General features: G+C 45.6%; 22 protein-coding genes and 1 pseudogene. 10 read left to right on the top strand and 13 right to left on the bottom strand.

Annotated elements, in window-relative coordinates; all coding sequences use genetic code 11:
* The first annotated feature begins 134 nt into the window (after positions 1-134).
* Entirely contained in the window at positions 135-1,199 is a 1,065-nt protein-coding gene (gene aroG, locus GMA8713_RS15085) for a 3-deoxy-7-phosphoheptulonate synthase AroG (RefSeq protein WP_062711568.1), read from the top strand.
* 398 nt (positions 1,200-1,597) lie between these two features.
* A pseudogene (locus tag GMA8713_RS15080) lies at positions 1,598-3,049 on the top strand (MFS transporter).
* 66 nt (positions 3,050-3,115) lie between these two features.
* Here GMA8713_RS15080 and GMA8713_RS15075 read toward each other — a convergent pair.
* The 5 genes from GMA8713_RS15075 to folM form a co-directional block, all read right to left on the bottom strand.
* Entirely contained in the window at positions 3,116-4,264 is a 1,149-nt protein-coding gene (locus tag GMA8713_RS15075) for an amidohydrolase (protein WP_062711565.1), read from the bottom strand.
* Between the two features lie 181 nt (positions 4,265-4,445).
* A complete protein-coding gene (locus GMA8713_RS15070) occupies positions 4,446-5,015 on the bottom strand; it encodes a YceI family protein (protein WP_062711562.1) in 570 nt (189 codons plus the stop codon).
* Positions 5,012-5,551 (bottom strand): cytochrome b, encoded by a 540-nt coding sequence (locus GMA8713_RS15065; protein WP_062711559.1) that lies wholly within the window; start codon positions 5,549-5,551, stop codon positions 5,012-5,014. The genes GMA8713_RS15070 and GMA8713_RS15065 overlap by 4 nt, the downstream gene beginning before the upstream one ends.
* A 115-nt stretch (positions 5,552-5,666) precedes the next feature.
* Entirely contained in the window at positions 5,667-6,029 is a 363-nt protein-coding gene (gene folX / locus GMA8713_RS15060) for a dihydroneopterin triphosphate 2'-epimerase (protein WP_002535747.1), read from the bottom strand.
* A gap of 17 nt (positions 6,030-6,046) precedes the next feature.
* Entirely contained in the window at positions 6,047-6,760 is a 714-nt protein-coding gene (folM, locus tag GMA8713_RS15055) for a dihydromonapterin reductase (RefSeq protein WP_062711556.1), read from the bottom strand.
* Positions 6,761-6,885: 125 nt separating this feature from the next.
* Between folM and GMA8713_RS15050 the strand changes: the two genes are divergently transcribed.
* Positions 6,886-7,590 (top strand): SDR family NAD(P)-dependent oxidoreductase, encoded by a 705-nt coding sequence (locus GMA8713_RS15050; protein ID WP_062711553.1) that lies wholly within the window; start codon positions 6,886-6,888, stop codon positions 7,588-7,590.
* On the opposite strand, the gene GMA8713_RS15045 is transcribed toward GMA8713_RS15050, so the two are convergent.
* Positions 7,591-8,118 carry a C40 family peptidase gene (locus GMA8713_RS15045; RefSeq protein ID WP_062711550.1) on the bottom strand — a complete coding sequence of 176 codons (528 nt, stop codon included), beginning with the start codon at positions 8,116-8,118 and terminating at the stop codon, positions 7,591-7,593.
* Positions 8,119-8,309: 191 nt separating this feature from the next.
* A complete protein-coding gene (locus tag GMA8713_RS15040) occupies positions 8,310-9,176 on the bottom strand; it encodes a LysR family transcriptional regulator (protein ID WP_062711547.1) in 867 nt (288 codons plus the stop codon).
* Between the two features lie 96 nt (positions 9,177-9,272).
* Here GMA8713_RS15040 and GMA8713_RS15035 point away from each other — a divergent pair, with 96 nt between their 5' ends.
* Complete coding sequence (locus GMA8713_RS15035) at positions 9,273-9,518, top strand: DUF1127 domain-containing protein (RefSeq protein ID WP_062711544.1); 246 nt, start codon at positions 9,273-9,275, stop codon at positions 9,516-9,518.
* A gap of 1,021 nt (positions 9,519-10,539) precedes the next feature.
* On the opposite strand, the gene GMA8713_RS15030 is transcribed toward GMA8713_RS15035, so the two are convergent.
* A complete protein-coding gene (locus GMA8713_RS15030) occupies positions 10,540-12,537 on the bottom strand; it encodes an exoribonuclease II (protein ID WP_062711541.1) in 1,998 nt (665 codons plus the stop codon).
* Positions 12,538-12,774: 237 nt separating this feature from the next.
* Here GMA8713_RS15030 and GMA8713_RS15025 point away from each other — a divergent pair, with 237 nt between their 5' ends.
* From GMA8713_RS15025 to GMA8713_RS15005, 5 genes are all read left to right on the top strand, one after another.
* The gene (locus GMA8713_RS15025) at positions 12,775-14,439 is read left to right on the top strand and encodes a GGDEF domain-containing protein (protein ID WP_062711538.1); all 1,665 of its coding nucleotides are present in this window, start codon (positions 12,775-12,777) and stop codon (positions 14,437-14,439) included.
* Between the two features lie 304 nt (positions 14,440-14,743).
* Positions 14,744-16,615: a DEAD/DEAH box helicase gene (locus GMA8713_RS15020; protein WP_062711535.1), complete on the top strand. Its 1,872-nt coding sequence runs from the start codon at positions 14,744-14,746 to the stop codon at positions 16,613-16,615.
* A 316-nt stretch (positions 16,616-16,931) separates the two neighbouring features.
* Positions 16,932-17,597 (top strand): cupin domain-containing protein, encoded by a 666-nt coding sequence (locus GMA8713_RS15015; RefSeq protein ID WP_062711533.1) that lies wholly within the window; start codon positions 16,932-16,934, stop codon positions 17,595-17,597.
* Between the two features lie 181 nt (positions 17,598-17,778).
* Positions 17,779-19,392: a sensor domain-containing diguanylate cyclase gene (locus GMA8713_RS15010; RefSeq protein WP_062711530.1), complete on the top strand. Its 1,614-nt coding sequence runs from the start codon at positions 17,779-17,781 to the stop codon at positions 19,390-19,392.
* 249 nt (positions 19,393-19,641) lie between these two features.
* Positions 19,642-20,310 carry a methyltransferase domain-containing protein gene (locus GMA8713_RS15005; RefSeq protein WP_062711527.1) on the top strand — a complete coding sequence of 223 codons (669 nt, stop codon included), beginning with the start codon at positions 19,642-19,644 and terminating at the stop codon, positions 20,308-20,310.
* Between the two features lie 31 nt (positions 20,311-20,341).
* Here the strand turns inward: GMA8713_RS15005 and GMA8713_RS15000 are convergent, their stop codons facing one another.
* Positions 20,342-20,548, bottom strand: coding sequence for a DUF3283 family protein (locus GMA8713_RS15000; RefSeq protein WP_062711524.1), 207 nt, complete (start codon positions 20,546-20,548; stop codon positions 20,342-20,344).
* A gap of 175 nt (positions 20,549-20,723) precedes the next feature.
* On the opposite strand from GMA8713_RS15000, the gene GMA8713_RS14995 reads away from it, so the two are divergent.
* On the top strand, positions 20,724-21,071 hold the full coding sequence (locus tag GMA8713_RS14995) for a helix-turn-helix domain-containing protein (protein ID WP_062711520.1): 348 nt from the start codon (positions 20,724-20,726) through the stop codon (positions 21,069-21,071).
* 81 nt (positions 21,072-21,152) lie between these two features.
* Here GMA8713_RS14995 and GMA8713_RS14990 read toward each other — a convergent pair whose 3' ends face one another.
* From GMA8713_RS14990 to pdsR, 4 genes are read right to left on the bottom strand one after another with little or no spacing between them, the layout of a single operon-like run.
* A complete protein-coding gene (locus GMA8713_RS14990; protein ID WP_062711516.1) occupies positions 21,153-21,821 on the bottom strand; it encodes a glutathione S-transferase family protein in 669 nt (222 codons plus the stop codon).
* 14 nt (positions 21,822-21,835) lie between these two features.
* Positions 21,836-22,459 (bottom strand): glutathione S-transferase, encoded by a 624-nt coding sequence (locus GMA8713_RS14985; RefSeq protein WP_062711513.1) that lies wholly within the window; start codon positions 22,457-22,459, stop codon positions 21,836-21,838.
* Positions 22,460-22,500: 41 nt separating this feature from the next.
* Positions 22,501-24,687 carry a proteobacterial dedicated sortase system histidine kinase gene (gene pdsS, locus GMA8713_RS14980; RefSeq protein WP_062711510.1) on the bottom strand — a complete coding sequence of 729 codons (2,187 nt, stop codon included), beginning with the start codon at positions 24,685-24,687 and terminating at the stop codon, positions 22,501-22,503.
* Positions 24,684-25,379, bottom strand: a complete 696-nt coding sequence (gene pdsR / locus GMA8713_RS14975) for a proteobacterial dedicated sortase system response regulator (protein WP_062711507.1) — start codon at positions 25,377-25,379, stop codon at positions 24,684-24,686. Before pdsR ends, pdsS begins: the two co-directional genes overlap by 4 nt.
* Positions 25,380-25,512: the final 133 nt, after the last annotated feature.

The raw sequence follows: 25,512 nt of genomic DNA, 5'->3' as shown, positions 1-25,512 counted from the left end.
TATAAAAAATTTATAAAAAGCGTAAAATTAGGTTTGCACTCTTATTGGAATGGCGATAAGTTAACGGTAAATAAATAGGGAATACGCACTGAATTTGTGAGTGTCAGTGCGAAGTATGTAGCAAGGGTGAATGAATGAGCTTCCATCAAACAGACGATGTCCGAATTAGTAAAATTAAAGAACTACTGCCACCGGTAGCGGTGCTGGAGAAATTTCCTGCAACTGAAACAGCGTCTGAAACAGTGTTTAACGCTCGTCAGGCTATCCACAACATTCTGAATGACAAGGACGATCGCCTTCTTGTCATCATTGGTCCTTGTTCGATTCACGACCCTGAAGCTGCGGTTGAATACGGTAAAAAGCTAAAAGTGCTACGTGACCAACTAAGCGACAGACTGGAAATCGTGATGCGCGTTTACTTTGAAAAACCGCGTACCACGGTTGGCTGGAAAGGCCTGATCAACGACCCGTACCTGGATAACAGCTTCAAACTGAATGACGGACTGCGTATTGGACGAAAACTGCTGCTGGACATCACTGACATGGGTTTGCCAACGGCAGGTGAATTCCTCGATATGATCACGCCACAGTACATGGGAGACTTGATTAGCTGGGGAGCGATTGGCGCACGTACGACGGAGTCTCAGGTTCACCGTGAGCTGGCGTCGGGTTTATCTTGTCCAGTTGGCTTCAAGAACGGTACTGACGGCAACATCAAGATTGCTACCGATGCAATTCGCTCAGCAGAATCTCCTCACCATTTCCTGTCAGTGACGAAATTTGGTCACTCAGCAATTGTTGAAACGGCGGGGAACGAAGATTGCCACATTATTCTTCGTGGCGGTAAAGAGCCGAACTATTCTGCAGAACATGTTGCAGCTATCACTGAGCAGCTGGATGCGGCAAAACTTCGCAATAAGTTGATGATAGACTTCAGCCATGCGAATAGCAGCAAACAGTATCAACGTCAGGTGGTTGTGGGTGAAGATGTTGCAAACCAAATCGCAGGCGGTAATGACGCTATCTTCGGTGTGATGATTGAAAGCCACCTTGTGGAAGGTCGTCAGGATTTGGTTGACGGTAAAGCGCCGACCTATGGTCAGAGCATTACAGATGCATGTATTGGCTGGGAAGACACTGAGAAAGTGTTAAATACACTGGCAGATGCAGTTCAGGAACGACGCGCTGGTAAACGATAAACGCTGTTAGCTCCACCTGATTTAAAGCCGCCAAGTTTTGTGACTTCGGCGGCTTTTTTTTGTCTTTTTGTCACTGCTAACACCTCTTCTGAATCCACTAACCTAAGGCATGAAATCTATATAATGAGACTTGTTACTTGGTATTTCATAAAAAATCGCTTGCTATCAACGGAACCAAAAAATAGGGCAATTTACGATAAATTCAGCACATAATCGCGTGATCAAACTGTAATTAAAGGTCTTTCCAACAGCATTTCTTACCTTCACTATTTGCAACCAAAGAAAGCGCTTTCAAAGTGTGGTTTTGGAGTTATATATCGTATGCGCTCGATTTGCTGTTTTTTAGCATAGCTAGGTAATATCACAACACGGTATTCACATATGGTTAACATTTAGCTATGTCACAACAAGTAGAAACAACAGCAGGTGAGCTTCACGACGCTAGGGAAAGCGTTCCAGTCATTCAGAAAGGGGCTTATGGCGCAGGTACTCTGACGCTTAACCTTCTTCCTGGTGCTTTGGGTGTTTTCTCCTTCTTCCTTATTACCGCATTCGGCATGGATCCTTTCCTAGCAGGTCTGTTAGGTGGCCTTCCAAGGCTGTTCGATGCCATTACAGACCCAATCATGGGTTTTATCACTGACAACACCAAATCGCGTTGGGGTAGACGACGTCCTTATATTGTCGTTGGTGCGATATTGAGTGGCGTGTTCTTTGCCATGCTTTGGCAGCTCGATCCTGAAGCATCACAAGAGTATAACTTCTGGTATTTCCTCATTTTCTCTTTGATCTTCACCATTGGTAACACCATGTTTGCAACGCCGTTTGTTGGTCTGGGTTATGAAATGACCTCTGATTACAACGAACGTACCCGCCTAATGGCTTTTGCAAACACCATGGGTCAGGTAGCTTGGATGATTGTACCTTGGTTCTGGGTACTGATTGCAGACCCTGATCTGTTCAGCAGTCAGGCTGAAGGTGTTCAACAACTGTCGCTGTTTGTAGCGGGTGCATGTATCACTTTGGGCATCTTACCTGGTCTGTTTTGTAAAGGTATCGATGCGTCAGACATGGGTAACCGCGCAGAGATTTCCTTTAAGACCATCTTCTCCAACCTTAAGGAAGTCTTTAAAGGTATTAAGCAAGTCTTTGGAAACAAGCCGTTTGTTCGCCTTTGTGGTGCGACTTTCTTGGTCTTCAACGGTTTCCAGCTTGTTGCATCTTTCAGCTTCTTCATCATCGTATTCCACATGTTTGGCGGCGATTACGGTGCAACGGGTACATGGCCAGCATGGTTCTCAACCGTCAGTGCGATCGTAACTGCATTTCTTGTTATTCCGGTTATCTCATGGATGGCGAGTAAATGGGGTAAGCGCAACGCATTTGTTATCTCAACAGTGATTTCAATTGTAGGTTATGGTCTGAAGTGGTAGGGTTTTGACCCAAGTAACCCTTGGATGATCTTTATGCCAATCCCATTGATGTCTTTCGGTATCGGCGGTTTGTTTACGCTGATGATGAGTATGACAGCTGACGTCTGCGATATGGATGAATTGGACAATGGCATGCCTCGTAAAGAGGGAACGTTTGGTGCTATCTACTGGCTGATGGTTAAGATTGGTCAAGCACTAGCGCTTATCCTTGGTGGTCTTGTGTTGAAAGTGGTTGGCTTCGATCCAGGTGCAGGCGCGCAGTCTGTTGAAACTATCACTAACCTGCGTCTAGCAGATATCATCATTCCAGCAACGACGGCATTCCTGGCGATTCTGGTTATGTGGAAATATGACCTGACTGAAGAGAAAGCACGTGCAATCAAACAAAAACTGATTGAGCTGCGCGGTGAACTGTAATTCTCATCAAGAATGAACTAAGCGAGGCTTTTGCCTCGCTTTTTCTTTTTAGGGGCATAAAAAATGCTAAATAGCGTGAATAAAGTCTTGTGATTTCAATCCGTTCATATCCCGAATGATTTGCTCAAAGATTTTACTGGAGATATCGATCAAGGTATCCGGGAAGTCATAGTGAGGATCGTGCAGTGGTGGATGCTCAACGCCGCTACCAAGGCCGAAAAATGCCGATGGCCAGGTTCGGGAATATTCAGAAAAATCTTCAGACCACCTCATTGGCACATCGAGGTCGTTATGAACAAATCCCAGATCTTTACATGCCTGCTTAAGAAGCATGTTTGCTTCGCTGTGATTGATGATGGCATTGAATTTGTCGAACCATTCAATGTTGAGTTCGAGTCCATCCCTCTCGGAATAATGTCTTGCCATACTTTCAACCTGATAACAGAGAGATTCAAAACACTTATTGCTGTCGCTTCGAAGCGTTACCATCACCGTTGCTTGTGCTGGTGTTGTTCCGAAGGCTGGCTGGCCGAGGTTGACATGCACGATGGTCGCAAGTGCAAAACAGCTGGGAAAATCGGTTGGCAATTTTTCAATATCATGCATCAGAGCCCTCAAGGCAGATGTCGGATTGACCGCTGTTTCTGGATAGGCAGCATGGGCTGTTTTGCCTTTCAGTGTTATGGAAACCCCGGCAGACGCGCACGCGAAGGTGTTTTCCCGACATAGGATTTGCCCTAGTGGGTGCCCCGGCACGTTGTGATAGCCGAAGGCATAATCGACTTTTCCTTTATCCCAGCTTTCATCATCCAGCATAGCCCTGGCCCCTTGGCCGTTTTCTTCAGACGGTTGGAAGATAAGAGTGACTTTTCCTTGCTGGATATCTGATTTAGACAAGCGGTAAGCCAGTGCCATCAAACTGGCCGAATGACCGTCATGCCCACAGGCGTGCATGACGCCGGCGTTACCAGAGCAATGACTGTGTAAGGCCACTTCATGAATGGGTAATGCATCAGTATCGGCGCGGAATAAAAGGTGGGGTCCTGGCTGGCTGCTGTCAAGATGTAATACTACCCCATGTCCACCGATATTAACCTGAGGATCGTAGCCAAAGCTTCGCAATGTATCCGCAATCAGTTCTCCAGTTTTATCTTCAAAACCAGAGAGTTCAGGCATTTTATGTAACTGGTGTCTAAACAGGATAGGATTGAACATGATTCCCCCTACAGCCGGAAATAAGCTCCACACTGTACGCTCTGAAGCATGTGATTTATGTGATCGAAGTCAGATCTGTGAGGGCATGGTGATCAGAGTTGTTATTCGTGTCGTTTGTGCTTTACAGCTAAAAAAAATGGCAGGTAAAACCTGCCATTTTTCTGTTTAAAACTCGCCTGAATTACTTGCGGATACCTTCCACGTGCAGCTCCAGATCAACGTAGCTTGATGGACCCATAACTGCGATGTCGTAGTCTTTCAGTTCGAGACGAGTTGTGCCTTCAAAACCTGCACGATAACCACCCCATGGGTCGCTGCCTGCTCCAACAAAATTTGCGGCAATCGAGATAGGGTTAGTTTTGCCGTGAAGCGTTAGGTCACCATTGATAGTGATCGAACCATCACCATTGTCTTTGACTGAAGTACTTTTAAATGTTGCGGTAGAGAACTTGGAAGCATTGATGAAGTCACCGCTACGGAGGTGTTTGTCTCGCTCTGCGTGGTTCGAATCCAGGCTGGTTGTATCAATGTTTACAACAACCGTTGATGCTTCAACATTGGCAGGGTCATAGGAAAACTCACCATCAAAGTCGTTAAAACGCCCTTTAATAAAACTGTAGCCGAGATGAGGCACCTTGAAATTAATTGATGCGTGAGCACCTTTGGTGTCAATCACGTAGTCGTCGGCAACTGCCATTGTTGGCAGCATGGTAGCCGCGACCAGTCCCAGAGCAGCAAGAGTCTTTTTCATAACGATTTGTCTCCAATCATTTTCCGTAATGTATTGTCTTTGTCTATGTAGTGGTGCTTAAGTGCCGCTGCCGCATGAAGAACAGCTAAACCTATCAATGTAAAGGCAGCGTAGTAGTGGATTGCGCCAGCAATATCTGACTGATTCGGGAATAACTCTCCAAGAGCAGGCACTTCAAACCAGTTAAATACTTCAATGGCTCTACCATCTGACGTAGAGATCAGATAACCAGATGCAAAAATAACGAACAACAACACATAAATAAGACGGTGAGCGGTATGGGCCCCCGCGCGTTCGAAACGATTTCCCTCTATTCGAGGTGTACCTTTTACTATGCGCCAGGCCAACCTGAATATGGTTAAACCCAAAAGGAGAATGCCGATGGATTTGTGCCAGTAGGGAGCGGTTTTGTACCAAGTGCTGTAGTAAGTGAGGTCAACCATCCATAGACCAACAGCAAAAAGGCCGATAACGACCAAGGCAGTCAGCCAGTGGATGGCGCGCGAAACAGCATTGTATTGCGAAGGTTGTTCCATCTTACGTTTGTGTCCAATCAGATAAGTTAATGAGAATTATAATCATCATTAACTGTAGGTGAACCGAATACAACTGAACGAGTTATTCGAAAATTTCGATGGAACTCTGTCTGCATTACTCTTCTTGTTGCCAACTTAAACTTAGAGACACAGAGTCAGCGAAACGCAAGGCATGTGGCTTATCTATTGTGACGCTGGCAAATGTTACCCAATGATGAGAGCGAGAAATCTCTAACACACTGGAGACCAATTTTTCCAACAGTAGGAAACGGCCATTTTCGACATGGTCGATGATAGATTTGGTGATCACTTTGTAGTTTAGTGCTTCTTCAACATTGTCATTCATACAGGCTTTATCGCCTGGGTAGTGGATTTCGATATTTAGTACTACGTCCTGTTTCTTCTCTTGTTCTTCAGGGTTGAAGCCAATAAAGGTACGCAGGCGAAGATTTGTAATTTTGATAATGGCATTTTGCATAGCGCAGCCTCCGTAAGTTATTTGAGTGCTCGACCGCCATCCAAATTGATGCTTTGGCCGGTCATGTAGTTACTGTTCATGATGAATTCGACGGCGTTCACCACTTCTTGTTCGCCAGGCGCTATCGCCATCAGTGATTTAGACAACGCTTTCTTTCTGTAAGCCTCGTCATCGCCTTCATTAAACATGATAAGCGCTGGAGCGATGCTGTTGACTTTGACACTCGGCGCCAATTTCTGTGCGAATGAAAGCGTCATATTGTCCAATGCCGCTTTACTTGCCGAGTAGGCGATATGTTTCTCGCTGCCTTTGCGCACGACGTAATCTGTAAAATGAATAATGTCTGAACCCGCCGTTGAGTCAGTCGCCATAAAGGGAGACAAGGCGAGGTTAAGCAGATATGGCGTTTTAACGTGTATCTGCATCATATCATCCAGCAGGGCGGCATAGTCATCGGTTTTACTTTCGGCATTCCAGTCTGACGCGTTATGGATCAACGCACGGATCTGAATGTTCTGCTCAGCGACTTCCCTTGCGAATTGATGGATAGCGCCATCGGCTGAAAAGTTGGCCTGAATACAAGTGACCCCCATTTCCCGCAAGGCAGTCACACCGGGTTTTTCCGAACGATATGACGCGATCACATGAAAACCCAAAGCCCGAAAATGTCTCGCCAGCGCAAATCCGATACGCTGACCAGCACCAGTGATCACAATTGTTTTATCAGTCATATAACTCTTATAGCGTTTTATGTGCGGAACCCAATACGAATGCCGATCAAAAAAGATCAGAGTTGGGCGATGATATTTTTTAAATCAGTAGGTTAGATTCTAGCAGAACGGCGAGTGAGGGAAGGATGCAAAAGAGCGTATTGGTGGTTGGCTCACACGGAACCATAGGTAATGCCGTTACCAAACAACTAAAAATAGCCGGGTACGAGATCCTGACAATCAGCCGCAGTCAAGATTCCTCTCTCAATCATCTCAATATTGCCATGACTGAGCCGGAAAGTGTGGAAGTGATGGAGCAGTGGCTAGCTGAGCGAGCTGAAAATCTTGCTGGTGTGATCCATTGTGTCGGATTTCTGCATGATGAGGTTCGTGGACCAGAGAAGAATCTCAAACAACTCAGCGCTGATTGGCTCAACCTTTCAATGCACGTCAATGTAATAAGCCACATTCATGTGGCCCAGGCATTGAATAGCTTAGTTACACAGCAATCAAATCTCCGTTGGTTATCTCTAAGCGCAAAAGTCGGTAGCATTGAAGATAACGGATTAGGAGGATGGTACAGCTACCGAATGTCCAAAGCGGCGCTCAACATGTTCATTAAAAATCTTTCTATAGAATGGGGGAGGCGAGCTGCGAGCTCTTCAGTAATTGCTATGCACCCAGGAACTACACCGAGTGGGTTGTCAGATCCCTTTATTCAGAACTGGCCGAAAGACAAACTTTATAGCCCCGATTTAACGGCAGAGCGAATTGTTTCCGTTTTCGAGGGTATGTCGCCGGAAGGAACGGGAAAATTGTATCATCATGATGGAAGTGTTATTCCGTGGTAGCTATTGCAGGGGATAGCGACGAACGTCTATTACCCTTTTTGACCAATATGGGTTGTCGATCCGGGAGATGGTGACACCCTTGGAGGAAGATGCATGCATAAACTCGTTCTCACCAATATAAATGCCGACGTGGTACCTGTTGGCCCCTGTTTTAAAGAAAATGAGGTCTCCATGGTCAGCGGTTGCGAGAGTAATTTTGTCGCCAACCTTGATTTGTTGTCTCGTGGTTCTAGGTAGAGAGTGTTCGTAGACGGCAAGAAACGCTTGTTGGGTAAACGCTGAACAGTCTATCCCGTGTTTCGAAGCGCCACCATATCGATATGGTGTGCCTTTCCATTCGTCGAAATAGGCAAACAGTGCTTGGTATTTTGATATTCCAAATTGGGAATTGGGGAGGCCAAGTGTGCCAGGGCGATTGGTTTCATAATGTGAAGAGTAATCAGCGTTGTCGTCAGATTTCGGAGATTCACAGCCAACCAAAAGGAGGCTGGAAAACAAAACGGTAAAGAGAATCCAATTTCCCGGCATTATCGTTTCCATCGAATTGTTGGGCTGGAGTGTCAAAGCGCCTCCCGCTGGAATGCACTTTAATAACACAACGCTTGATACCTATACCCCAGCATCTTCAGGTTGTTTGGGGATATTGAGTTTATTGGCAGAGAATTGGTCGCGCAATAGTGAAATATCCGTGGTGTTACCGAAATCTCAAGCCTGGAACTCTATGCAGCGGTTTGATTCCTGCGCACATACCATTCTGTAATGTAATCAGCCAAGGCAAGCACTGCGGGCTCATTTGCTCCTGGCTTGATGGCTAACCCATTCGCGATGGCGGTTTCGAGAGAGTGACAGTTTATCCGCTCAAGCAAATCCATTTTGTCTGTGACTGAACACGCCGCGATAAGAGAGACTGCCATGCCAGATTCAATGGCAGCATTAAGCCCGTGGAAGTCTGCGGCAGTTAACACAACCTGATGCGAAATATTTGCCCGATTCAGTAGTTCCAATGCTAAACGACCCCAACGACAATCACTTTCTATGGCAACTGGCAGTGGCTTGTCCTTGCAGTAGCTAACATGACGTGATTTGGCCCACACAAGTCTTATTGTAGATAGCTGTGTGACAGGGTAACTCTCATCGTGAATATTAACTAAAGCCATGTCAAGTCGACCATTTTGGACCTGTTTTAAGAGCCGTTGACTACTGTTGCTTTGCACCGACAGCTGAAGGTTTGGATAGCGCTCAGTAAAACCATTCAGAACCTGGCGGAAAATAAGGTTCATGTAATCATCACAAACCCCAAATTTGACCATGCCATTCATGTCTGGGCTGTGAAAATGGGAAATTGCCTGATCATTCAAGTTGAGAATTTGTCTGGCATAGCTAACCAAGGTTAAACCATGAGAAGTTAATACGTGTCGTCTTCCTTGCTTTTGGAAGATGGCAACGCCTGCCAATTCTTCCAGCTTTTTCATCTGCATACTCACTGCAGATTGTGTTCTATGGACGCTGTCTGCGGCTGCAGCGAAATTCCCACAATCAGCTATCGCGATCAAAGTGCGGAGTTGGTCTATGTCGAAGTTTGTCATTACTTCAGCTCCTTTGAAGTATCAGGTGAAAAAGATTGGCTTTTCTTAATAATTAAATTGATTAAATATTGAACTGTCAATAGGGAGAGAGAAGATATGGTGGTCAAAACGAATAACAATGATTTCATAAATGAAGGCTGGAAAAGCCTAGCTAGAGCCACATACCGAGGAGGTCTGCTTGCAAAGTTAGTGCATGCAATGTGGCACTTCAACCGAAAACACTTTTTAATTCAGGAGCTATCCAAAAACCTGGATGATGAGCGATTTTTACAAGACGTTGGACTTACTCGAGCAGAAGTAGAAAGAGAAATTCAAAAGCTACGCCGTCGTAAACCTTTTTAAGAATCGAGTCCTAGGATACTTCCGCATATCCAGCCGCACGCTACTCTGGTGTTGCGGTTTTTTTATCTTTATATACACAAACGACCTGAAGATGCAGGATTTGGCGAGATTGACTGGCGTTGTGATCGTGGCGTGCCTTTTCAGGTGTAGTCATCTCCATCAACAAGGAAAAGCAAAGAGCACGGAGTCAGTCAACTCGCCCGAATGGAGGCTCTCAATGCGCCAACCTCTTAGTTAAATCCCACGAAAATAGAACCACTATTCCTCGTGAGATTTACCCACGAATTGAACGATTGATGGTCTCTTAATACAAGCATCTTCAGGTTTTTTGGGTATAAGAGATAGGCACTAGCTTGTTTGGTTATGGAGTAATGAATTGAACTGGATTAATTTGTGTTGTTAATACAAATGAAAAGTTACAACGCTTTAATCTGCAACAGGATGTCTAGAAAAAATATGCAAAAAGTGGCGTTTATGTATAGAAAGCTTGGCATCAATGAATTGGTATTACTACACTTACTAGTAACCCAATGGATTTGAGATAATTTCTATGAATGCATTTAATGTGGTTGTTGACAAAAGCTTTACAACTGGTTCTCATTTATGTGACTATTATCACCATTAAGGTTGTGATGAACCCCTGTTGGGAGTTAAAATGCGACGAACAGCAAATTAATGAGCGATTGAGCAATATACATTAACTCTGTCGTTCAGTTGATTTTAAGCATCACTTGGTAGAATTTCTTTCATAACAATAACGTTTGCTGAAAGGCAAATCATTGGACGCAGACAATCATAAGGAATTGGTTTGGCCGCCGACATCTTAATGATTGGTCCAAATTTTGCGTTACTGCATAGCTGGACTTTACATTCGCTTGCTGCGTGAAAAGTCAAAATAGTAACCTATACCCGGCTTCCATGGACCGGGTTTTTTATTGTCCAAGCAAAGAACAAAACAGCCTGTGTTGTCCAAAAACAACAAAGCCAGACATCAGTCTGGCTTTTTTCATTGTGTTAGAGGTTACTTGCTATTCTCTACCATCTCTTCGGTTTTTTCCGCAATCACTGCAAATTCTCTGGTCGGTTTACCAACAATCGAACGGGTAGGTTCTTTAACATCAGACAAAACGACTTCAATGGTATCGCCCAGTTGGAATGCTTTAACGCCATCTACCGAGATGTTCCCAATATCACTATTACATTCAATACGCTTTTTGTTATCAACAATCAGCGGCGCAGGGATAAACGCCATCGCCCCGTATTCCAGTAGGCGTACACGCATACCAGCACGGTTAATGTCAAAGATCTCCGCAGTGAAAGTTGTTTTCTCAGCGACGCTGCCTTTCAGTAGCTGAACATACAACCAGTCAGCGACATCACGCTCGGCCATACGATGGTGTCTGCGGTGTAGAGCCAACTCCTCACCGATCATTTCGTCCGGAGTTTGTGCGGTATCTTCACCACGGATTATAGCCTTCAGAAGGCGATGGTTAACCATATCGCCGTATTTACGGATTGGTGATGTCCAAGTTGCGTAAACATCAAGACCCATTGCGAAGTGAGGGGCCGGGGTATTACCAATTTCGCTGTAAGACTGGTATTTACGAATACGGTTATCAAGGTAAGTGGTTTCCTGCTCGTTCAACCAACGACGTAGTGCGCTAAAACCTTCGATAGTCTCAAGTTGTTCTGCCGAAACATTGCCACCGTTATTGTTTATCAATTCAACCGCGTCAGCCATTTTCTCTGGAGAGAAGCCAGCGTGGGTGTTGAATACACCAAAACCAAAGTGTTCGCGAAGGGTGCGGCCAGCACAGATGTTTGCTGTAATCATTGCTTCTTCAACCATGCGGTTCGCGATACGGCGAGGGTCCACATGAATAGCGACAACATCGTTGTCTTCGCTTAGTTCGAAACGGTAGTCAGGACGGTCAGGGAAAGTCACTGCATTGGTTTCACGCCACGTCAAACGCGCTTTGGCCAGGCTGTGCAAGGCGTTGACTTGTTCAGCAATAGTTTCAGTTGGTTGCCATTTGCTGCATGACCCAGTTTCTAATAGTTCTGATACGTTATCGTAAGCCAAACGGCCCTGAGACTTGATGGTAGCTGAGTAAAAGTGAGCATCTTCGGCAATAGAGCCATCGGCCAATATGGTAACGCGACAGCAAAGCGCAGGGCGAACTTCCTCTTCACGGAGGGAGCACAGGTCGTCACTCAATTCGCGAGGTAGCATTGGAATGTTTCGGCCTGGCAGGTAAATGGTGAAACCACGCTCACGGGCTTCTTTGTCCAGGCTTGTACCTTGAGCTACATAAGCTGTTGGGTCAGCGATGGCAATAGTCAGTTCGAATGTACCGTCTTCATTTGCTACCGTGTGCAAAGCATCGTCCATATCTTCGGTGGATTCGCTGTCGATTGTGATAAACGGTAGGTGCGTCAAATCTTCACGAACCAACGACTCATCAAGCATTTCCCAGTTATCTTGTGGAGATGGCTCTTGATTTGGCAAGTTATGCTTCGCCAACGTTACCCACCAAGGTGCAATCTTGTCGTTTGAGTCCGTGATTTTTTCGCTGATTTCACAAAAGAAATTGTTGTCACCTTTCAAAGGGTGATGGATAAGGTTTGCTACAACCCAGTCGCCTTCAGACAGCGCGTCGTGGCTAAGGCCTTTCTTGGTTTTAGCACGGATAGTATCTTTAAGCTGAGGGCTGTCAGGAACCACATTCAGCTTGTCGCGAATCATTTTCACTCGGCCAATAAAACGATCAACCGACTGTTCAATTAGTTCGTCTGGCTCAGCCACTTCTTTTTCTTTTTCAGTGCGGATAAGCGCGACGACTTTGTCACCATGCATGACTTTTTTCATGTACGCAGGTGGAATGAAGTAGCTGGTTTTACTATCAACTTCAAGGAAGCCGAAACCTTTTTCGGTTGTTTTGATAGAGCCTTCTTTCTTCGGAATGCTCTCTTTAATTTGCTGCTTTAGCTGCGCTAGTAATGGATTGTCTTGAAACATTAGCCTGGTCTCAGATTGTGAACCGCCACACTATACGGATTCACCGCCTTAAAACCAAGTCATCACATATTAAAGGTGTATTGCAGTTGAAGATACGTAATGGCATAAACTGAGAGCTAAGTCGTCGAAATGAAACAGAAATGGTAACTTCTTTCGCAAACTTGATGTAACAAAGAAACCTAATTCGACATTAGTGACAGAATGTCCGTTCGGTAAAAGGATGTTACGGTTTAGCGAATGGATAGTGCTGAAGTGCGGGTTATTGGTATAGCCGAAGATGTGTGTAGCGCACTGGACAAATGGTGTGAAGATATATTCAGTCGATTGGTTAGTCGAAATGGAATCAGAAATATCGCACTTTTTATCTGGGTTGATGACGAACTAAGACTTGCCGCAAGTCAGACACAGGATGTTTTTAACTTCTATCCCGCTTTCAAACCCTCAGAGGAATATAGTGGTTACTATATCGATTGGGAGGCGCTCGCCAATAAGTATCAGCACCAATTTTCTTTTATTTCTGAATTGCCCTTTAACGGAGACTGGGAGCAAGAGAATCAACTCTGGGAACATGCGGTTATTCCCTTATGTAAGAGAGAGGAGAAGTTGGGGTATTTACTGGTGGAATCAGAAACGACTACCCGTGATTGCTCTTTGTCTCCTGAAGACTTTTCTTGGCTGCAGGCGAATACGCATACACACCTAAAGTGTAAAGTCCTGGCGCATAGGCTGAATCAACAGAATGTCACTAACCGAAAGAGCGAATTAGATCTCGCTCTGGATAATCATACTCTCTCTTCTCAACTCACTTACTTAAAAAACCTCCACGAGATTTCACTTCGCTTTACTAAGGCAACGACCATTCACTCACTATGCCGGATTGCGGTTGAACTTGGCAGAGACAAACTCCAGGTCGACAGGATGGGAATATTCCTTTGCGATATGGAAACCCACAAGATGTGGGGGACATGGGGAACTGACCCTCAAGGTAACGTTGTCGACCGCTCAAAGTTCTGCCAGGAAATGCCAAAAACGATGTTTATGGAAGAGGCGTTCACCAAGAAGAACGAACTCATTGTAAAAGAAAATGTGCCTTTATATTTCGGTAAGGAGCAGGTTGGTATTGGATGGAACATCATGATGGCGATGTGGAATGGTGACGAGTGTATTGGTTGGTTGGCGGGTGACAACCTTATCTATGGAACACCACTTGATGAGCCTAAGAAAGAGGCTATTAAACTCCTTGCTGCGTCCGTTTGCCAAAAAATAGTCAAAGTGAGGGAGTCAGAAGCTTCCAGCATACGCTTTGATGAACTGATATCTATAAACAGCAAGCGGGAATCAGAGCTGAAAACGCTGAAGTACAAACTCTTTGCGAAGAAACGTAATGAGCGCTGGATGAACCTGTGCGATGCTGATACTGGCTTGCCAAATGAACAGGCTTTACATATGGCATTGCCCGGTCTGTTTAAACAGGCCAGAAAAGAGAAACAGCGCGTCGCAGCAATTTCCATCGACATAGATTGTTTTGATGGGTATAGAAAATTCTATGGAAAATCGGCAGCGTCTAACTTGGTAAAAATGGTCGCTGACGTTCTAGAAAGGCAGGCAGGGACAATACTTCCTGGCATTCTTAGCTACCAATCATCAGGTACGTTTTCTCTCCTTTTATTGCATGACGATGATTTGATGTTGCGTGAAGTGGCCGAAAATATGGTGCATGCTGTTTACCATCTCAATATTCCCAACAAGAATTCGTCAGGTTACCAGCGAGTAACATTGAGTTTGGGAATGACATTAACGTCTATTTCATTATTTACTCAGAAACTGAAAATTATGAAACGGGCAGAAAAGCTCAAGACGACGGCGGTAAAACTGGGGCAAAACCGCGTATGCCTCGACTAAGAAATCATACCATTAGGAAATTGGCTGTCTGAAATAACAGCAAATTGCTACGGAAATAAGCGTTTGCAGTCAAAAAGCCATCAGTCGTAGAAAGAATTGTGAACTTGTTCAATTTTTTCTGGCTTTTTTTGGTCTAGTGACGCAGAATGCACGCCTTATTTGTCGAGGCCCGTAGCGTTAGATACTGTTACAGAGAGTAGGTTGTCACCGTGTTTTTGTTTGAGTGACCCTGTATCAGTGAAAAATAACAGTGCGAAACCGCTAGCAGGGGCCCCGTTACTTTCGTCTATATATTGGGATCCCAATGCAAGATACTGTTACTGAATTTCGCCAGTTAGATCTGGCTGAAAACATTCTTTCTGCTCTTGACGCAATCGGTTTTGTGGCGCCGACTCCTATCCAGGCAGCTTCGATTCCTCTTCTGCTTACCGGTGTTGATGCACTCGGTAAAGCGCAAACCGGTACTGGTAAAACAGCTGCATTTTCTCTGCCACTGTTGAATAAACTGGATCTGAAACAACACAAACCACAAGCCATCGTTATGGCACCAACACGCGAACTGGCTATACAGGTGGCAGCTGAAGTTAAGCTGTTGGGTCAAAACATCAATGGCCTGAAAGTGCTTGAAATCTATGGCGGTGCTTCAATCGTTGATCAGATGCGTGCGTTGCGTAGCGGTGCACATATTGTTGTTGGTACTCCTGGTCGTGTTAAAGACCTTATCAACCGTGAACGTCTGCAACTAGACGAAGTTCACACCTTCGTTCTGGATGAAGCTGACGAAATGCTCAAGATGGGCTTCGTTGACGACGTGACCTGGATCATGGAGCAAGCACCAGAATCAGCGCAACGCGTATTGTTCTCTGCCACCATGCCTCCAATGGTTAAAGAAATTGTTGATCGTTTCCTGCGCGAACCTGTTCGTATTGACGTTGCTGGCAGCAATCGTACTGTTGAGAAAGTAGAACAGCAATTTTGGGTTGTTAAAGGTGTAGAGAAAGACGAAGCCATGTCTCGTCTTCTTGAGACTGAAGAAACTGATGCGTCTATCGTATTTGTGCGTACCCGTCAGGACACTGAGCGTCTGGCTGATTGGCTGAGCGCGCGTGGCTTCAAAGCTGCTGCTCTACACGGTGATATTCCACAGTCGCTTCGTGAGCGTACTGTTGACCATATCAAACGTGGTGTTATCGACATTCTGGTAGCGACTGACGTAGTTGCTCGTGGTCTTGATGTGCCACGTATTACTCACGTATTTAACTACGACATTCCGTTCGATGTTGAGTCATATATCCACCGTATCGGTCGTACTGGTCGTGCTGGGCGCGCAGGTAAAGCAATCTTGCTGGTTCGCACTAACCAAATTCGCATGCTGCGCACTATCGAGCGCGTAACTTCTACTCGCATGGAAGAGGTTCAACTTCCACTGCGCGATAAAGTTGCTGAAGCACGTCTGGCTCGCCTAGCTGCGGATCTGGCAGAACAGAAAGACTCTGAGAGCCTGGAAGCATTTGTTGGCCTGATCGAGAAACTGCAAGAGCAAATCGAGGTTGATACTGCAACCTTGGCAGCCATGCTGCTTCAGCGTCAGCAAGGCAAACGTCCACTGTTCTATAACGGCCCAGATCCAATGATTGCTGCTATGGAACGTGACAGCCGTCGCCGTGAATCACGCCGTGATGACCGCGGCCCGCGTGATCGTTCAGATCGTGGCGAGCGTCGTAGCTACAATGCTGCAGATTGGGACACTTACCAATTGCAAGTTGGCCGTGACCAAGGTGTTCAGGTTAAAGATATCGTTGGCGCAATTGCGAACGAACTAGGCCTTGAGAAGCAATTCATCGGTTCAATCAAACTGGCAACGGGTCACACCTATGTTCAGTTGCCGAAGAAAATGCCTAAAGAGATCCTGGGTCAACTGAAGCAATTGCGCATTCGCCAGAAAGCGACTGACGCTCAGTTGGTTGAAGGTCACGTAGATATGTCTCCACCGCGTCGTCGCAATGGCGGTGATCGTAACGGTGGTGAGCGCGGCCCACGTCGATTTGATGACCGTGGCCCTCGTGGTGGCAACCGTGGTGAAGGTCGTGGTGATAAAGGTGGCCGTCGTTTCGACCGTGACCGTGGTGGTGACAAGCGTTCTTTCCGTGGTGAGCGACGTCACGCAGACGCATAATTCGCTTGTGTTGCCGAAAAATTTCTAAGCCCGCTTTAAGCGGGCTTTTTTGTATATATTTGTCTATTTGCGTGTTTGCTAAAGTAATGGACGGTGTTCTAATGATTGGGACGAAACGGTCGGCTTAGCGTTGCTATATTATTGAGGCAGCAAGCTGAAACTGGGCGTTAAGTGTATTACCGATCAATTCATAGTTGTTTGAATTAATTGGAGGTATACCTAAGCTGCCTCAAAATGCTCCTTGAGCGATTCACCTTGGATAGAACAAGGGTTGAGGTTGTTTTCGTATATGTTGTTCCCTGTTTGAGGACTGTTTATGCTGAACATGCAGTTTGATAAGCGGGTGATAATAAACACCAGCAAAATGGACTGGCAGTCATCGTCGGTGGAGGCTGTTTTTCGCAAGCCTCTCTCGCGGGAGGAGGTAGAGCCTGGTCATGCAACCAGTATTGTAAAGTACTCCCCAAATTCTTCCTTTTCACAACATGCGCACCCTCTAGGCGAAGAAATTCTTGTTCTTGATGGAATGTTTTCTGATGAAACCGGTGACTATCCGGTAGGCACCTATCTCAGGAATCCCCCCAATTATTCCCATACACCATTCAGTGATATTGGTTGTTGTTTGTTAATCAAACTCCATCAGTTTTCAGCAAACGATCATCAAAAAGTCTGCATTAACACGCTAAACGAGCAGGGGTGGATTGAAGGTCAAGGACGTTTGATGATTCGGCCGCTGCATGAATTCAATGGTGAACAGGTGGCCATGATTAAATGGCCAGCAGGGCAACACTTTTTCAACATCTCACATTTCTGTGGTGAAGAGGTTTATGTATTGGAAGGAGAATACAGGGATGAGTATGGTAAATATGGACCAGGTACCTGGATAAGAAACCCGCACATGTTTGAATATAATCCTTACGCAGAAGAAGATACGCTCCTTTGGGTGAAGGTTGGGCACCTCCCTTACCCTGGTGTGAGGTAGGCAAAGGAATGTACAGATTAATCAACTACGGGATGAGGGATTGCATATTTTTTTATTTCTGCGTAAAAGTGAGACAGATGTAAACCCAATATATCGCTAGTATGTTGGTTGAGGACAAGGCTCGAATGTTCGAGCTTTTTCTTGAAAATGCCTCAATGGCGACAGGACATGACGAACCCGGATGTTTCAGACTCAAAGCCCTCCCCAGATGCAGTTTTTTGAACTTGCGCCTGTACCCATGGTTCTACTGAATGAACTCGGAGAGATCATTCAAAGCAACCGTGAGTGCCTACAGTTGTTTCACGGACAGCCAGATGAAACCAATATTGATGGCTATTTAACAGAGAGCGCGTGGAACGAAGCTGTTCGCTATTTTGAGGTCGTTTCTAACTCGCCACAGTACGAGCCGTTCACCAAACTCGTTCGCTTGGCACTTAGCAAAGATATCTATGTCCTGAAAGTCAATTTGGTCAATACAGTTCCGACTAATACCTTTATCGCAGTATTTACCCTCTATCAACAAGATGACGAGGTCAATGAGGCGTTACAGGAAAGGCTGCCAATGGGTATGGTGCGCGTAGATACTGAAGGTCGGTTTATTAGCTTTAACCCTGCTTATCTTGACCTATTGGGCTACGAAGTCGATGACTTGCTCCAGATCACTGAATTTGATTTAACCTACCATTCTGACGCTAATAGCGAGAGACCGTTACGTGAAAACCTTACACTAGGGTCTGGCAATCAATACCGGGTTGATAAACGTTACATTCATAAAAATGGGCATCAAATTTGGGTGCGCGTGTTTGTTTCTTCTATCGTTTGCAAGTACACCAACCAACAGCAGTATTTGGTTGCTGTGTTGGATATTCATGAAGAAAAGCAACTTCAGGAAACGATCATGACATCGGAGAGGCGTTTTCGGGCGATTGCTGAGAATGTTAGCTCAGTTGTGTGGATTTCGGCTGCAGACCCTATGCGTTTGTTTTATGTTAACAAATGCTATGACACGATTTGGGAAGAAAGGGTTGAAGCCTTGTACAGTAACCCTCACGCTTTCCTGGCAAAAATTCACCCAGCCGAACGTGAAATGGCAGAAAGCACACGCTTTTCATCATCGACTGATTCTTGGAATATCAATTACAGACTGTTGTTTGATGATGGCAGAGTGAAACATATCCGAGACAGTGGGAATTGCGTTTTTGATGGAAACGGTGAGCTTATTTATCGCGTTGGAACCCTGACTGATATTACGGCGGAAATTGATCAACGTGACACCGTGGTAGTCATGGCGAAAAAACTGCGTGAACTGGTGGAGTATGACTCTCTTACTGGTATTAAATCTCGCCATGCGATCATGACTGACATTCAGGAAGCCTTCCAAGGTTATGATCGCGTTAGTGATGCTTCGGTGCTGGTTTATATCGATGCTGATGGATTCAAGAGTATCAACGATTCTTATGGCCACGATGTCGGCGACAAAGTACTGAAAGCCATTGCTGGCCACCTCACGTCAAATATCCGTGACTCGGATGTTGCAGGCCGTATAGGTGGTGATGAATTCGTTGTGCTTTTGAGGCACACGGCCAAAGCCGAGATCCCACACATTCTTGAACGCTTGAAATGCGATATTGAGTGCGAAGGCTTACCTGAAGGTGTCAAAGTTTCCATTAGTGTTGGGGCAGTCGAGTTGTCTGAGAAAGTCATTTCAGTAGAACAATGGCTTAGCGAAGCAGACAAAACGATGTACCAGCACAAACGAGCCCGAAAGAAATCCCGTCTAAGCCGAAAGTATTAGAAAATAACGTGATGCGCTTACTTCCTTATTTTGTTAACTAAATTGGGGGGATTCTCTCAATTTCATGCTTTCTTAACCACCTAACCAACTGATCTTTTCAAGCTCAATCTGATTTTTCCCGCGGGTATAAACCAATAAACTTCAGTCTTCTCAGACTTTCTTCTGATACCCATCTACTGTTTTATAAATGAGACAGATAGGTGTAACACTTCAAAGTATTCTCTTGGTTGAATAACAGGGGGAATGGCCATGCAGAGTGTTGTTGAGGTATTTGGTACCGCGCTTGCCAGCTATTACAACGGCAATAAATCAGGGAAACTCATTGTTAGGGAAAACAATGGTACGTCTGTTATCCCTACATCCGATTTCTTCCGCCGGCCGGAAGATGTTGCTACTGACAGAATTGCACTGTCGTATTGTCGTCGTAGCGTATTGAACGTGGGCGCAGGGAGTGGTGAACACACTCTTTACCTTATTGCGAAAGGTATTAAAGTGACGTCGATTGACAGTTCACCTATCGCTTGCGCGATCATGCACCAACGTGGTGTGCCATCGGTCATTTGTGGTCATCTGTTTGATCAGCATCCAATGTTTGATCGCACCTTTACCTGGTTGGCGCTGCGCGGTGCGATTGGTCAGTTAGGTAACATCCGTAACTTTCAGCACTTTCTTAACCTGGCACACCGGAATCTTTATCCGGGGGGCCGACTGATTTTGAGCTCAGAGAACCTTCGTTATGAGGGCTATCGCACACGTCATCTGACATTTGAGTTTGACGGGAGAGTTAGCGAGGAAGTACCGTGGTTTGATATCGGTATGTCTACGCTAAGAAGAGTCGCTGACAGTAAAGATTTTAACTGTCGTATCGTTTACTGCGATGACAGCAACAAATACGTTGCTTTACTCACCAAACGGTAATTCATTGAACTAGGTATATAGCAATGGGGCGTTATAGCCCCATTATTTTTGAATACTTATCAACGCAATCTACAAAGTGTGCACGCTCATTGTCATCTGATATATTTTTCGCTTGCTGCGCAAGAATACTTCTTTCTGCCAACGCATTCTTAACCTGCCAAACTGAATAAGCTGCCTGCTTATCAAGTTCAATTTCCTGTTTTTTATCTGGTGGCAGCAATGCAAGGTTGTGGCTCATAATAACTCTCTCTTTGTCATAATGTGCCCAGAATGAAACCCCGGACAGGGCGATAACATAACGAAGAGCACCGGTTTCGACAAGTGTTTACAGCTTACTTACGCCTAGCTGACATTGAGAAAGGGTCTAACCACTACGATTTCCTTATGGAGAGGTAGGTAGCAAGTGGGGATTTATGGAATTTACCTATCATGACAGGCAGATGCTCTATGATGCGTGGATGTCTTACAAAGCGAAATTGCGTATCACTCAGATAGAGATGGCCAAACGCCTCGGGGTCAGTCAACTAGACTTCTCAAAGACAATGCGGGGTGACGTTCCGATGGATCGAAACTTCGTCTTCCGATTCTGTAAGGAAATGGGATTGGACCCAGGGAGTTCATTGCCGAGTTTGAAAGAAAACAAAAAAATAACGAGTAATGAGCCTATTATGGTCAGAACGTCTCTGACGGTTGACGGTACCATTGCCAAGGTAGAGTATTCTGGCGATCAGGTATTTATCGAATATATTAAAGAAATCTAGAAAGCCGCCTATTTTGAGGTGACCCCGTAAAGTTGGATATTTCTGTTAAGCGGTTTTATGGTTTACTGGTGAAGATAAGCGCTACTTGGTTACCATTTTGGAAATTTGTTGCGCTTTCTCTTCGTCAGAAAGGTTGGACGGTGGTGGAACCAATAGACCCTTCTGACATGCTGGTCTTTGTGCTAACTCATCAACCCAGCGTTGAAGATGTTCAAGGCCAGAAATATCAACGCCGCTCCACTCGTGGATTCGAACCCAAGGCCAGGTAGAGATATCTGCAATTGTGTATTCATCACCAGCCAAATAGCGGTTGTTAGCCAATTGCCCGTTCATGACTTCGAACAGACGACGTCCCTCATTCTGGTAACGCTCGATTGCTGCTGGGATCTTCTCTGGGAAATAGCGATAGAAAACGTTAGCCTGACCCATCATTGGCCCAACGCCACCCATTTGGAACATTAGCCATTGCAGCACTTGGCTTTTCTTTTTTTGGTCGGTTGGCAGTAACTTACCCGTTTTTTCTGCGAGATAAATCAGAATTGCACCTGATTCAAACACTGCAAAATCATCGTTATCTTTGTCCACGATGGCAGGGATACGTCCGTTTGGGTTAATGGCCAAAAATTCAGGCTTTTTCTGGTCTGCCGCTATTAAATCCAGTGCATTGTATTCGTAGGCTAGCCCCATCTCTTCAAGGGCAATTGAGATTTTGTATCCGTTAGGTGTGCCTGCGGTATATAGCTCTATCATTTACTTAATCCTATTTACTTTGGTTGTGCTTCGATGAATGCTTCTCGCTCGAGTAGCGATTTGTACCAGGCAGAAATCGCAGGTAAGGATTCATCAATGTGAATATCCATGTTTTTGATAAAGCTAACCATCACATAAGCAGTAATGTCTGCGACTGAGAAATGTTCGCCGGCTAGGTAAGGAGACGCAGAAAGTCGCTTCTCCAGCGTAGGAAGAAACTCTTTCACTCGCTCTTTGGATTCATGTCCCCAAGCTTCAACACAGCGCTCTCTATCACTGTATATGCCAGTAATGTTACGGAAAGCCTGAAATGCGGTAAACAGACCCTGGAACTCTGCTATACGGTTCCACATTTCTACCTGCCCTATTTCGATAGGTGTACTGCCGAAAAGATGGTGATCAGTAGGAAAAGCCGCATCAAGGTAACGGCAAATGGCCATTGATTCACTGATTGTGATACCGTCATCCAGTTCCAACATAGGGATCCGGCCGTTAATACTTTTCCCTTTGAAATCATCGGTTAGGTTTTGACCACCACGGATATCGACGTGAACACGGGGAATGTCGATTCTTTTTTCCGCCAAGAACAGACTGACACGTCGAGCACTGGGTGCGGCACCTAATTCATAAAGTTTCATATTCACTCCTTTGACGAAATGGGTATCCAGCTTCTGGAAGTTTAAGACAAGGGCAGCCAAACGGTGACATTAACGCCTTTGCCATCAGCACGGTTGGCGAGCGAAAGGCGACCTTGATGAAATTCTGCCACCAATCTTGCCACGTAAAGACCCAAGCCAAGGTGAGGCTTGTCTGATTTATGCTTCTCTTCCCGAACAGAGACCATTGAGCCGAGCAATTGATTTCCCATATTTTCAGGCAATTTAGGCCCAATGTTAGAGACTGTGATGCGTGCCAAATTGTCATGAATTAACATGTATATCTCGATATCGGTATTTTCCTGACGAAACTCAACGGCATTCGCTACCAGCTTATCCAACAGTTGCGCTACGTATTCTGGCACACCGGACATCTGGTAATTGCCACCTTTGATATGCAATGTAAAGCCTTGTTTAGGATAGGCATATTCATAGCCCTGTACGCAGCCGGATATCACTTCATCAAGTAGGAATTCCGTGCGTTCTGCATGTTCAAAACTCTGTTCGAGACGGGTGGCCTCCGTCATGCTCGAGAGAATTGTTGCCAATCGCGTGACTCCCTCCTGAGCGCGTTCTATATAGCGAGCCTGATCATCTTCTTTGGTGACGAAAGCCAGATTCTCCAGTGATGAACGGACAACTGCCACAGGTGTACGTAATTCGTGCGACAAACTGGAAGACATTTTCTCCAAATAAGCGTTGTAGTCGGAAAGGCGAGTCACCATGGTAGACAATGTACGGGATAAATCCCCGATTTCATCTTTGCTGGTGGCGGGTTCCAGTTGATGTAGCACACGACCTTGGGAGTCAACCGCGCTTTCTGCATCATCACGAAGTTTCCTGACTCGTCGGGAGATATGCGATCCGAAAAGCAGCAATACAACGACACCTGTGCAAATGACGGCAAGCAGGACATTAAACAGTTGCTCCAGTGCTTTGTTACGTAAGGTTTTTATTCCTTTTGTGGTTTCTTCAACCACGACAGCGCCCACTACATCGGATCCAACCTTAACAGGGTAAGCAGCAGAGAGGATCGTGGTGCTTTCATCCGGTGTAAGACGCCAGTTGGCATAAGGGCGCCCTATGAGCGCTTGTTGCACTTCAACGCCCCGGAAGACAGCAGCATTGTGCATTGCGTCGATGATTTTCTCGGGCGGGCGCTCCAGCAAACGGTAATAGAAGGGATTGAGGATCTTATTTTGAATCCAACCCATGATACCCGACGGCTCTTCTTGATATTTAATCGTCGTTTCCCAAACTCCGTTTGACGATTGCAGGTCTCCCGTTTTTGCCAGTACACGCCCATGTTGATCGACAACCCAGACTCGGGAACTTCCATCGTTCATTCGCTTCAACACACGCTCAATCTCTGGAGAAGGAACCAGTAGGGTCCCCAGTGTTTCTGCATTACGAGGATTCGAAGTCGCGAGGATGGTTTCTACATCGCGGCTGTAAGGGTTAGTGACATCATAATAAGCAAAACTGAGCTTTTCACCAACAAGCCAATCCGGAATGGCAAGTTCAACCACATAGCCTTGCGCAGTTTCTTGCCACCAGCCCTGAATGGCTTCTGAGAGAAAGTTATGCTCAGTATCTTCTATCGTATTTTCAATCAGGTAGATATCTGCTTTGCCACTCTTTCTTGCAGTGATGCCGTAACGTTTCAGCTCGCCTTTAGGCGTTGTTAAAGTGACTACTAAGTGATCATTACGGTCGATTCTTGCTGTGTTTTCGCGCCGGAGTACCGGAGATTTATCGATAATATCAATCAATACGTATAAATCATCACCGTCACTGGCCATGATTAAGTCAAAGTTGAGCTCGTTTGATTGATACGGCGTTCGGCTAAAAATAACGTGGGAGTCAGCATAATTTGTTCGATGGCTTTTATAACGCTCCCAGTCCAAGATTGAGCCATCAATGTCGATGGGAGAGTCCAGTGCCATGGCATAGAGATCTTTCCCGTCTTCTAATCTTGGTTTTGTTTTTTTCTGGCGTTCAAACAGTTCAGGTTGTTGATTCAGGGCCATAGAAAAAGCTCGGGCAGAACCCATTAAGGTTTGCTCCTGACCTTGTCTAAGCACATTTTCCAACTCCCAGACATAGTTGTAGCCAATGAAGGGCAGCAAGAGTAAAAGCCCGCTCAACAGGACGATTTTTGTGCGGATGCCAGATAGCCACCGCCATACCTGTTCGGTCATAAACGTCATTTAGTGCTGTCCCAGCGATAACCCATGCCATAAACAGTGTCGATATGGTCAAACTTATCATCGAGAGCAATAAACTTCTTACGGATACGCTTGATGTGAGAAGTGATGGTGCTGTCATCCACTACAACGTGGGCTTCTTGCATCAAATCCTGACGGCTTCTTACGTGCCCCGGGCGTTTTGCGAGTGCATGAACCATCCAGAATTCGGTCACAGTCAGATCCACAGTTTGATCTTTCCATTTCACTTGCATTCGATTGAGGTCCAGCGTGAGATTGTCGCGCTCCAATAAAGATTCTGTCTGCGTAGATGCCAGGCTTAGTAATTCGCTACGGCGAAATAGCGCCGCGATACGTGCCATTAAGTGCGGAAGGCTGATGTCTTTCGTGAGATAGTCATCCGCTCCCATTCTCAGGCCGACAACCGTATCGATGTCACTGTCTCTTGCCGTAAGGAAAATGATCGGAATCGTGGCGGACATGGCACGTAGCGATTGGCAAAGCTGAAACCCACCATCAATTTCGCCTTGAAGACCGATATCGATAATCGCTAAATCTGGCAGGCGTTGCTTGAAGCCTTCTTCAGCGTCAGGGCGGTTGGCATAGGTAGAAACCGAATAGCCTTGTTTTCGCAATACATCTGCGTAGTTTTCGCGAATGGCGGGTTCGTCTTCAACGATAGCGATACGTTTCATTTTTCCTCGGGTAATCAAACAGAAGATGATTTGACTATACCGCAAATTACGCCTTGAAAAAGGGGATCTGGCTGATTCAGGGCAAAAGCCATTTTTTTGCCACAATTGCCCCGAGCATTGCCTTTTTTGTTCC

Origin of the sequence: Grimontia marina (assembly GCF_900060185.1) — a bacterium.
GTDB classification, from domain to species: domain Bacteria; phylum Pseudomonadota; class Gammaproteobacteria; order Enterobacterales; family Vibrionaceae; genus Enterovibrio; species Enterovibrio marinus.
The sequence above is the reverse complement of the archived record's forward strand: the minus strand, read 5'-3'. Positions and strand labels throughout refer to the sequence as shown.

Excerpts from the sequence above, each read along its gene's own strand:
- GMA8713_RS15015 (WP_062711533.1), top strand. The coding sequence starts at position 16,932 with ATGCTGAACATGCAGTTTGATAAGCGGGTGATAATAAACACCAGCAAA.
- GMA8713_RS14995 (WP_062711520.1), top strand. The coding sequence starts at position 20,724 with ATGGAATTTACCTATCATGACAGGCAGATGCTCTATGATGCGTGGATG.
- pdsS (WP_062711510.1), bottom strand. The coding sequence starts at position 24,687 with ATGACGTTTATGACCGAACAGGTATGGCGGTGGCTATCTGGCATCCGC.
- pdsR (WP_062711507.1), bottom strand. The coding sequence starts at position 25,379 with ATGAAACGTATCGCTATCGTTGAAGACGAACCCGCCATTCGCGAAAAC.
- GMA8713_RS15020 (WP_062711535.1), top strand. The coding sequence starts at position 14,744 with ATGCAAGATACTGTTACTGAATTTCGCCAGTTAGATCTGGCTGAAAAC.
- GMA8713_RS15025 (WP_062711538.1), top strand. The coding sequence starts at position 12,775 with ATGGATAGTGCTGAAGTGCGGGTTATTGGTATAGCCGAAGATGTGTGT.
- GMA8713_RS14990 (WP_062711516.1), bottom strand. The coding sequence starts at position 21,821 with ATGATAGAGCTATATACCGCAGGCACACCTAACGGATACAAAATCTCA.
- GMA8713_RS15010 (WP_062711530.1), top strand. The coding sequence starts at position 17,779 with ATGTTTCAGACTCAAAGCCCTCCCCAGATGCAGTTTTTTGAACTTGCG.
- GMA8713_RS15030 (WP_062711541.1), bottom strand. The coding sequence starts at position 12,537 with ATGTTTCAAGACAATCCATTACTAGCGCAGCTAAAGCAGCAAATTAAA.
- GMA8713_RS14985 (WP_062711513.1), bottom strand. The coding sequence starts at position 22,459 with ATGAAACTTTATGAATTAGGTGCCGCACCCAGTGCTCGACGTGTCAGT.
- GMA8713_RS15000 (WP_062711524.1), bottom strand. The coding sequence starts at position 20,548 with ATGAGCCACAACCTTGCATTGCTGCCACCAGATAAAAAACAGGAAATT.
- GMA8713_RS15005 (WP_062711527.1), top strand. The coding sequence starts at position 19,642 with ATGCAGAGTGTTGTTGAGGTATTTGGTACCGCGCTTGCCAGCTATTAC.
- GMA8713_RS15065 (WP_062711559.1), bottom strand. The coding sequence starts at position 5,551 with ATGGAACAACCTTCGCAATACAATGCTGTTTCGCGCGCCATCCACTGG.
- folM (WP_062711556.1), bottom strand. The coding sequence starts at position 6,760 with ATGACTGATAAAACAATTGTGATCACTGGTGCTGGTCAGCGTATCGGA.
- folX (WP_002535747.1), bottom strand. The coding sequence starts at position 6,029 with ATGCAAAATGCCATTATCAAAATTACAAATCTTCGCCTGCGTACCTTT.
- GMA8713_RS15035 (WP_062711544.1), top strand. The coding sequence starts at position 9,273 with ATGGTGGTCAAAACGAATAACAATGATTTCATAAATGAAGGCTGGAAA.
- aroG (WP_062711568.1), top strand. The coding sequence starts at position 135 with ATGAGCTTCCATCAAACAGACGATGTCCGAATTAGTAAAATTAAAGAA.
- GMA8713_RS15040 (WP_062711547.1), bottom strand. The coding sequence starts at position 9,176 with ATGACAAACTTCGACATAGACCAACTCCGCACTTTGATCGCGATAGCT.
- GMA8713_RS15075 (WP_062711565.1), bottom strand. The coding sequence starts at position 4,264 with ATGTTCAATCCTATCCTGTTTAGACACCAGTTACATAAAATGCCTGAA.
- GMA8713_RS15045 (WP_062711550.1), bottom strand. The coding sequence starts at position 8,118 with ATGCCGGGAAATTGGATTCTCTTTACCGTTTTGTTTTCCAGCCTCCTT.
- GMA8713_RS15050 (WP_062711553.1), top strand. The coding sequence starts at position 6,886 with ATGCAAAAGAGCGTATTGGTGGTTGGCTCACACGGAACCATAGGTAAT.
- GMA8713_RS15070 (WP_062711562.1), bottom strand. The coding sequence starts at position 5,015 with ATGAAAAAGACTCTTGCTGCTCTGGGACTGGTCGCGGCTACCATGCTG.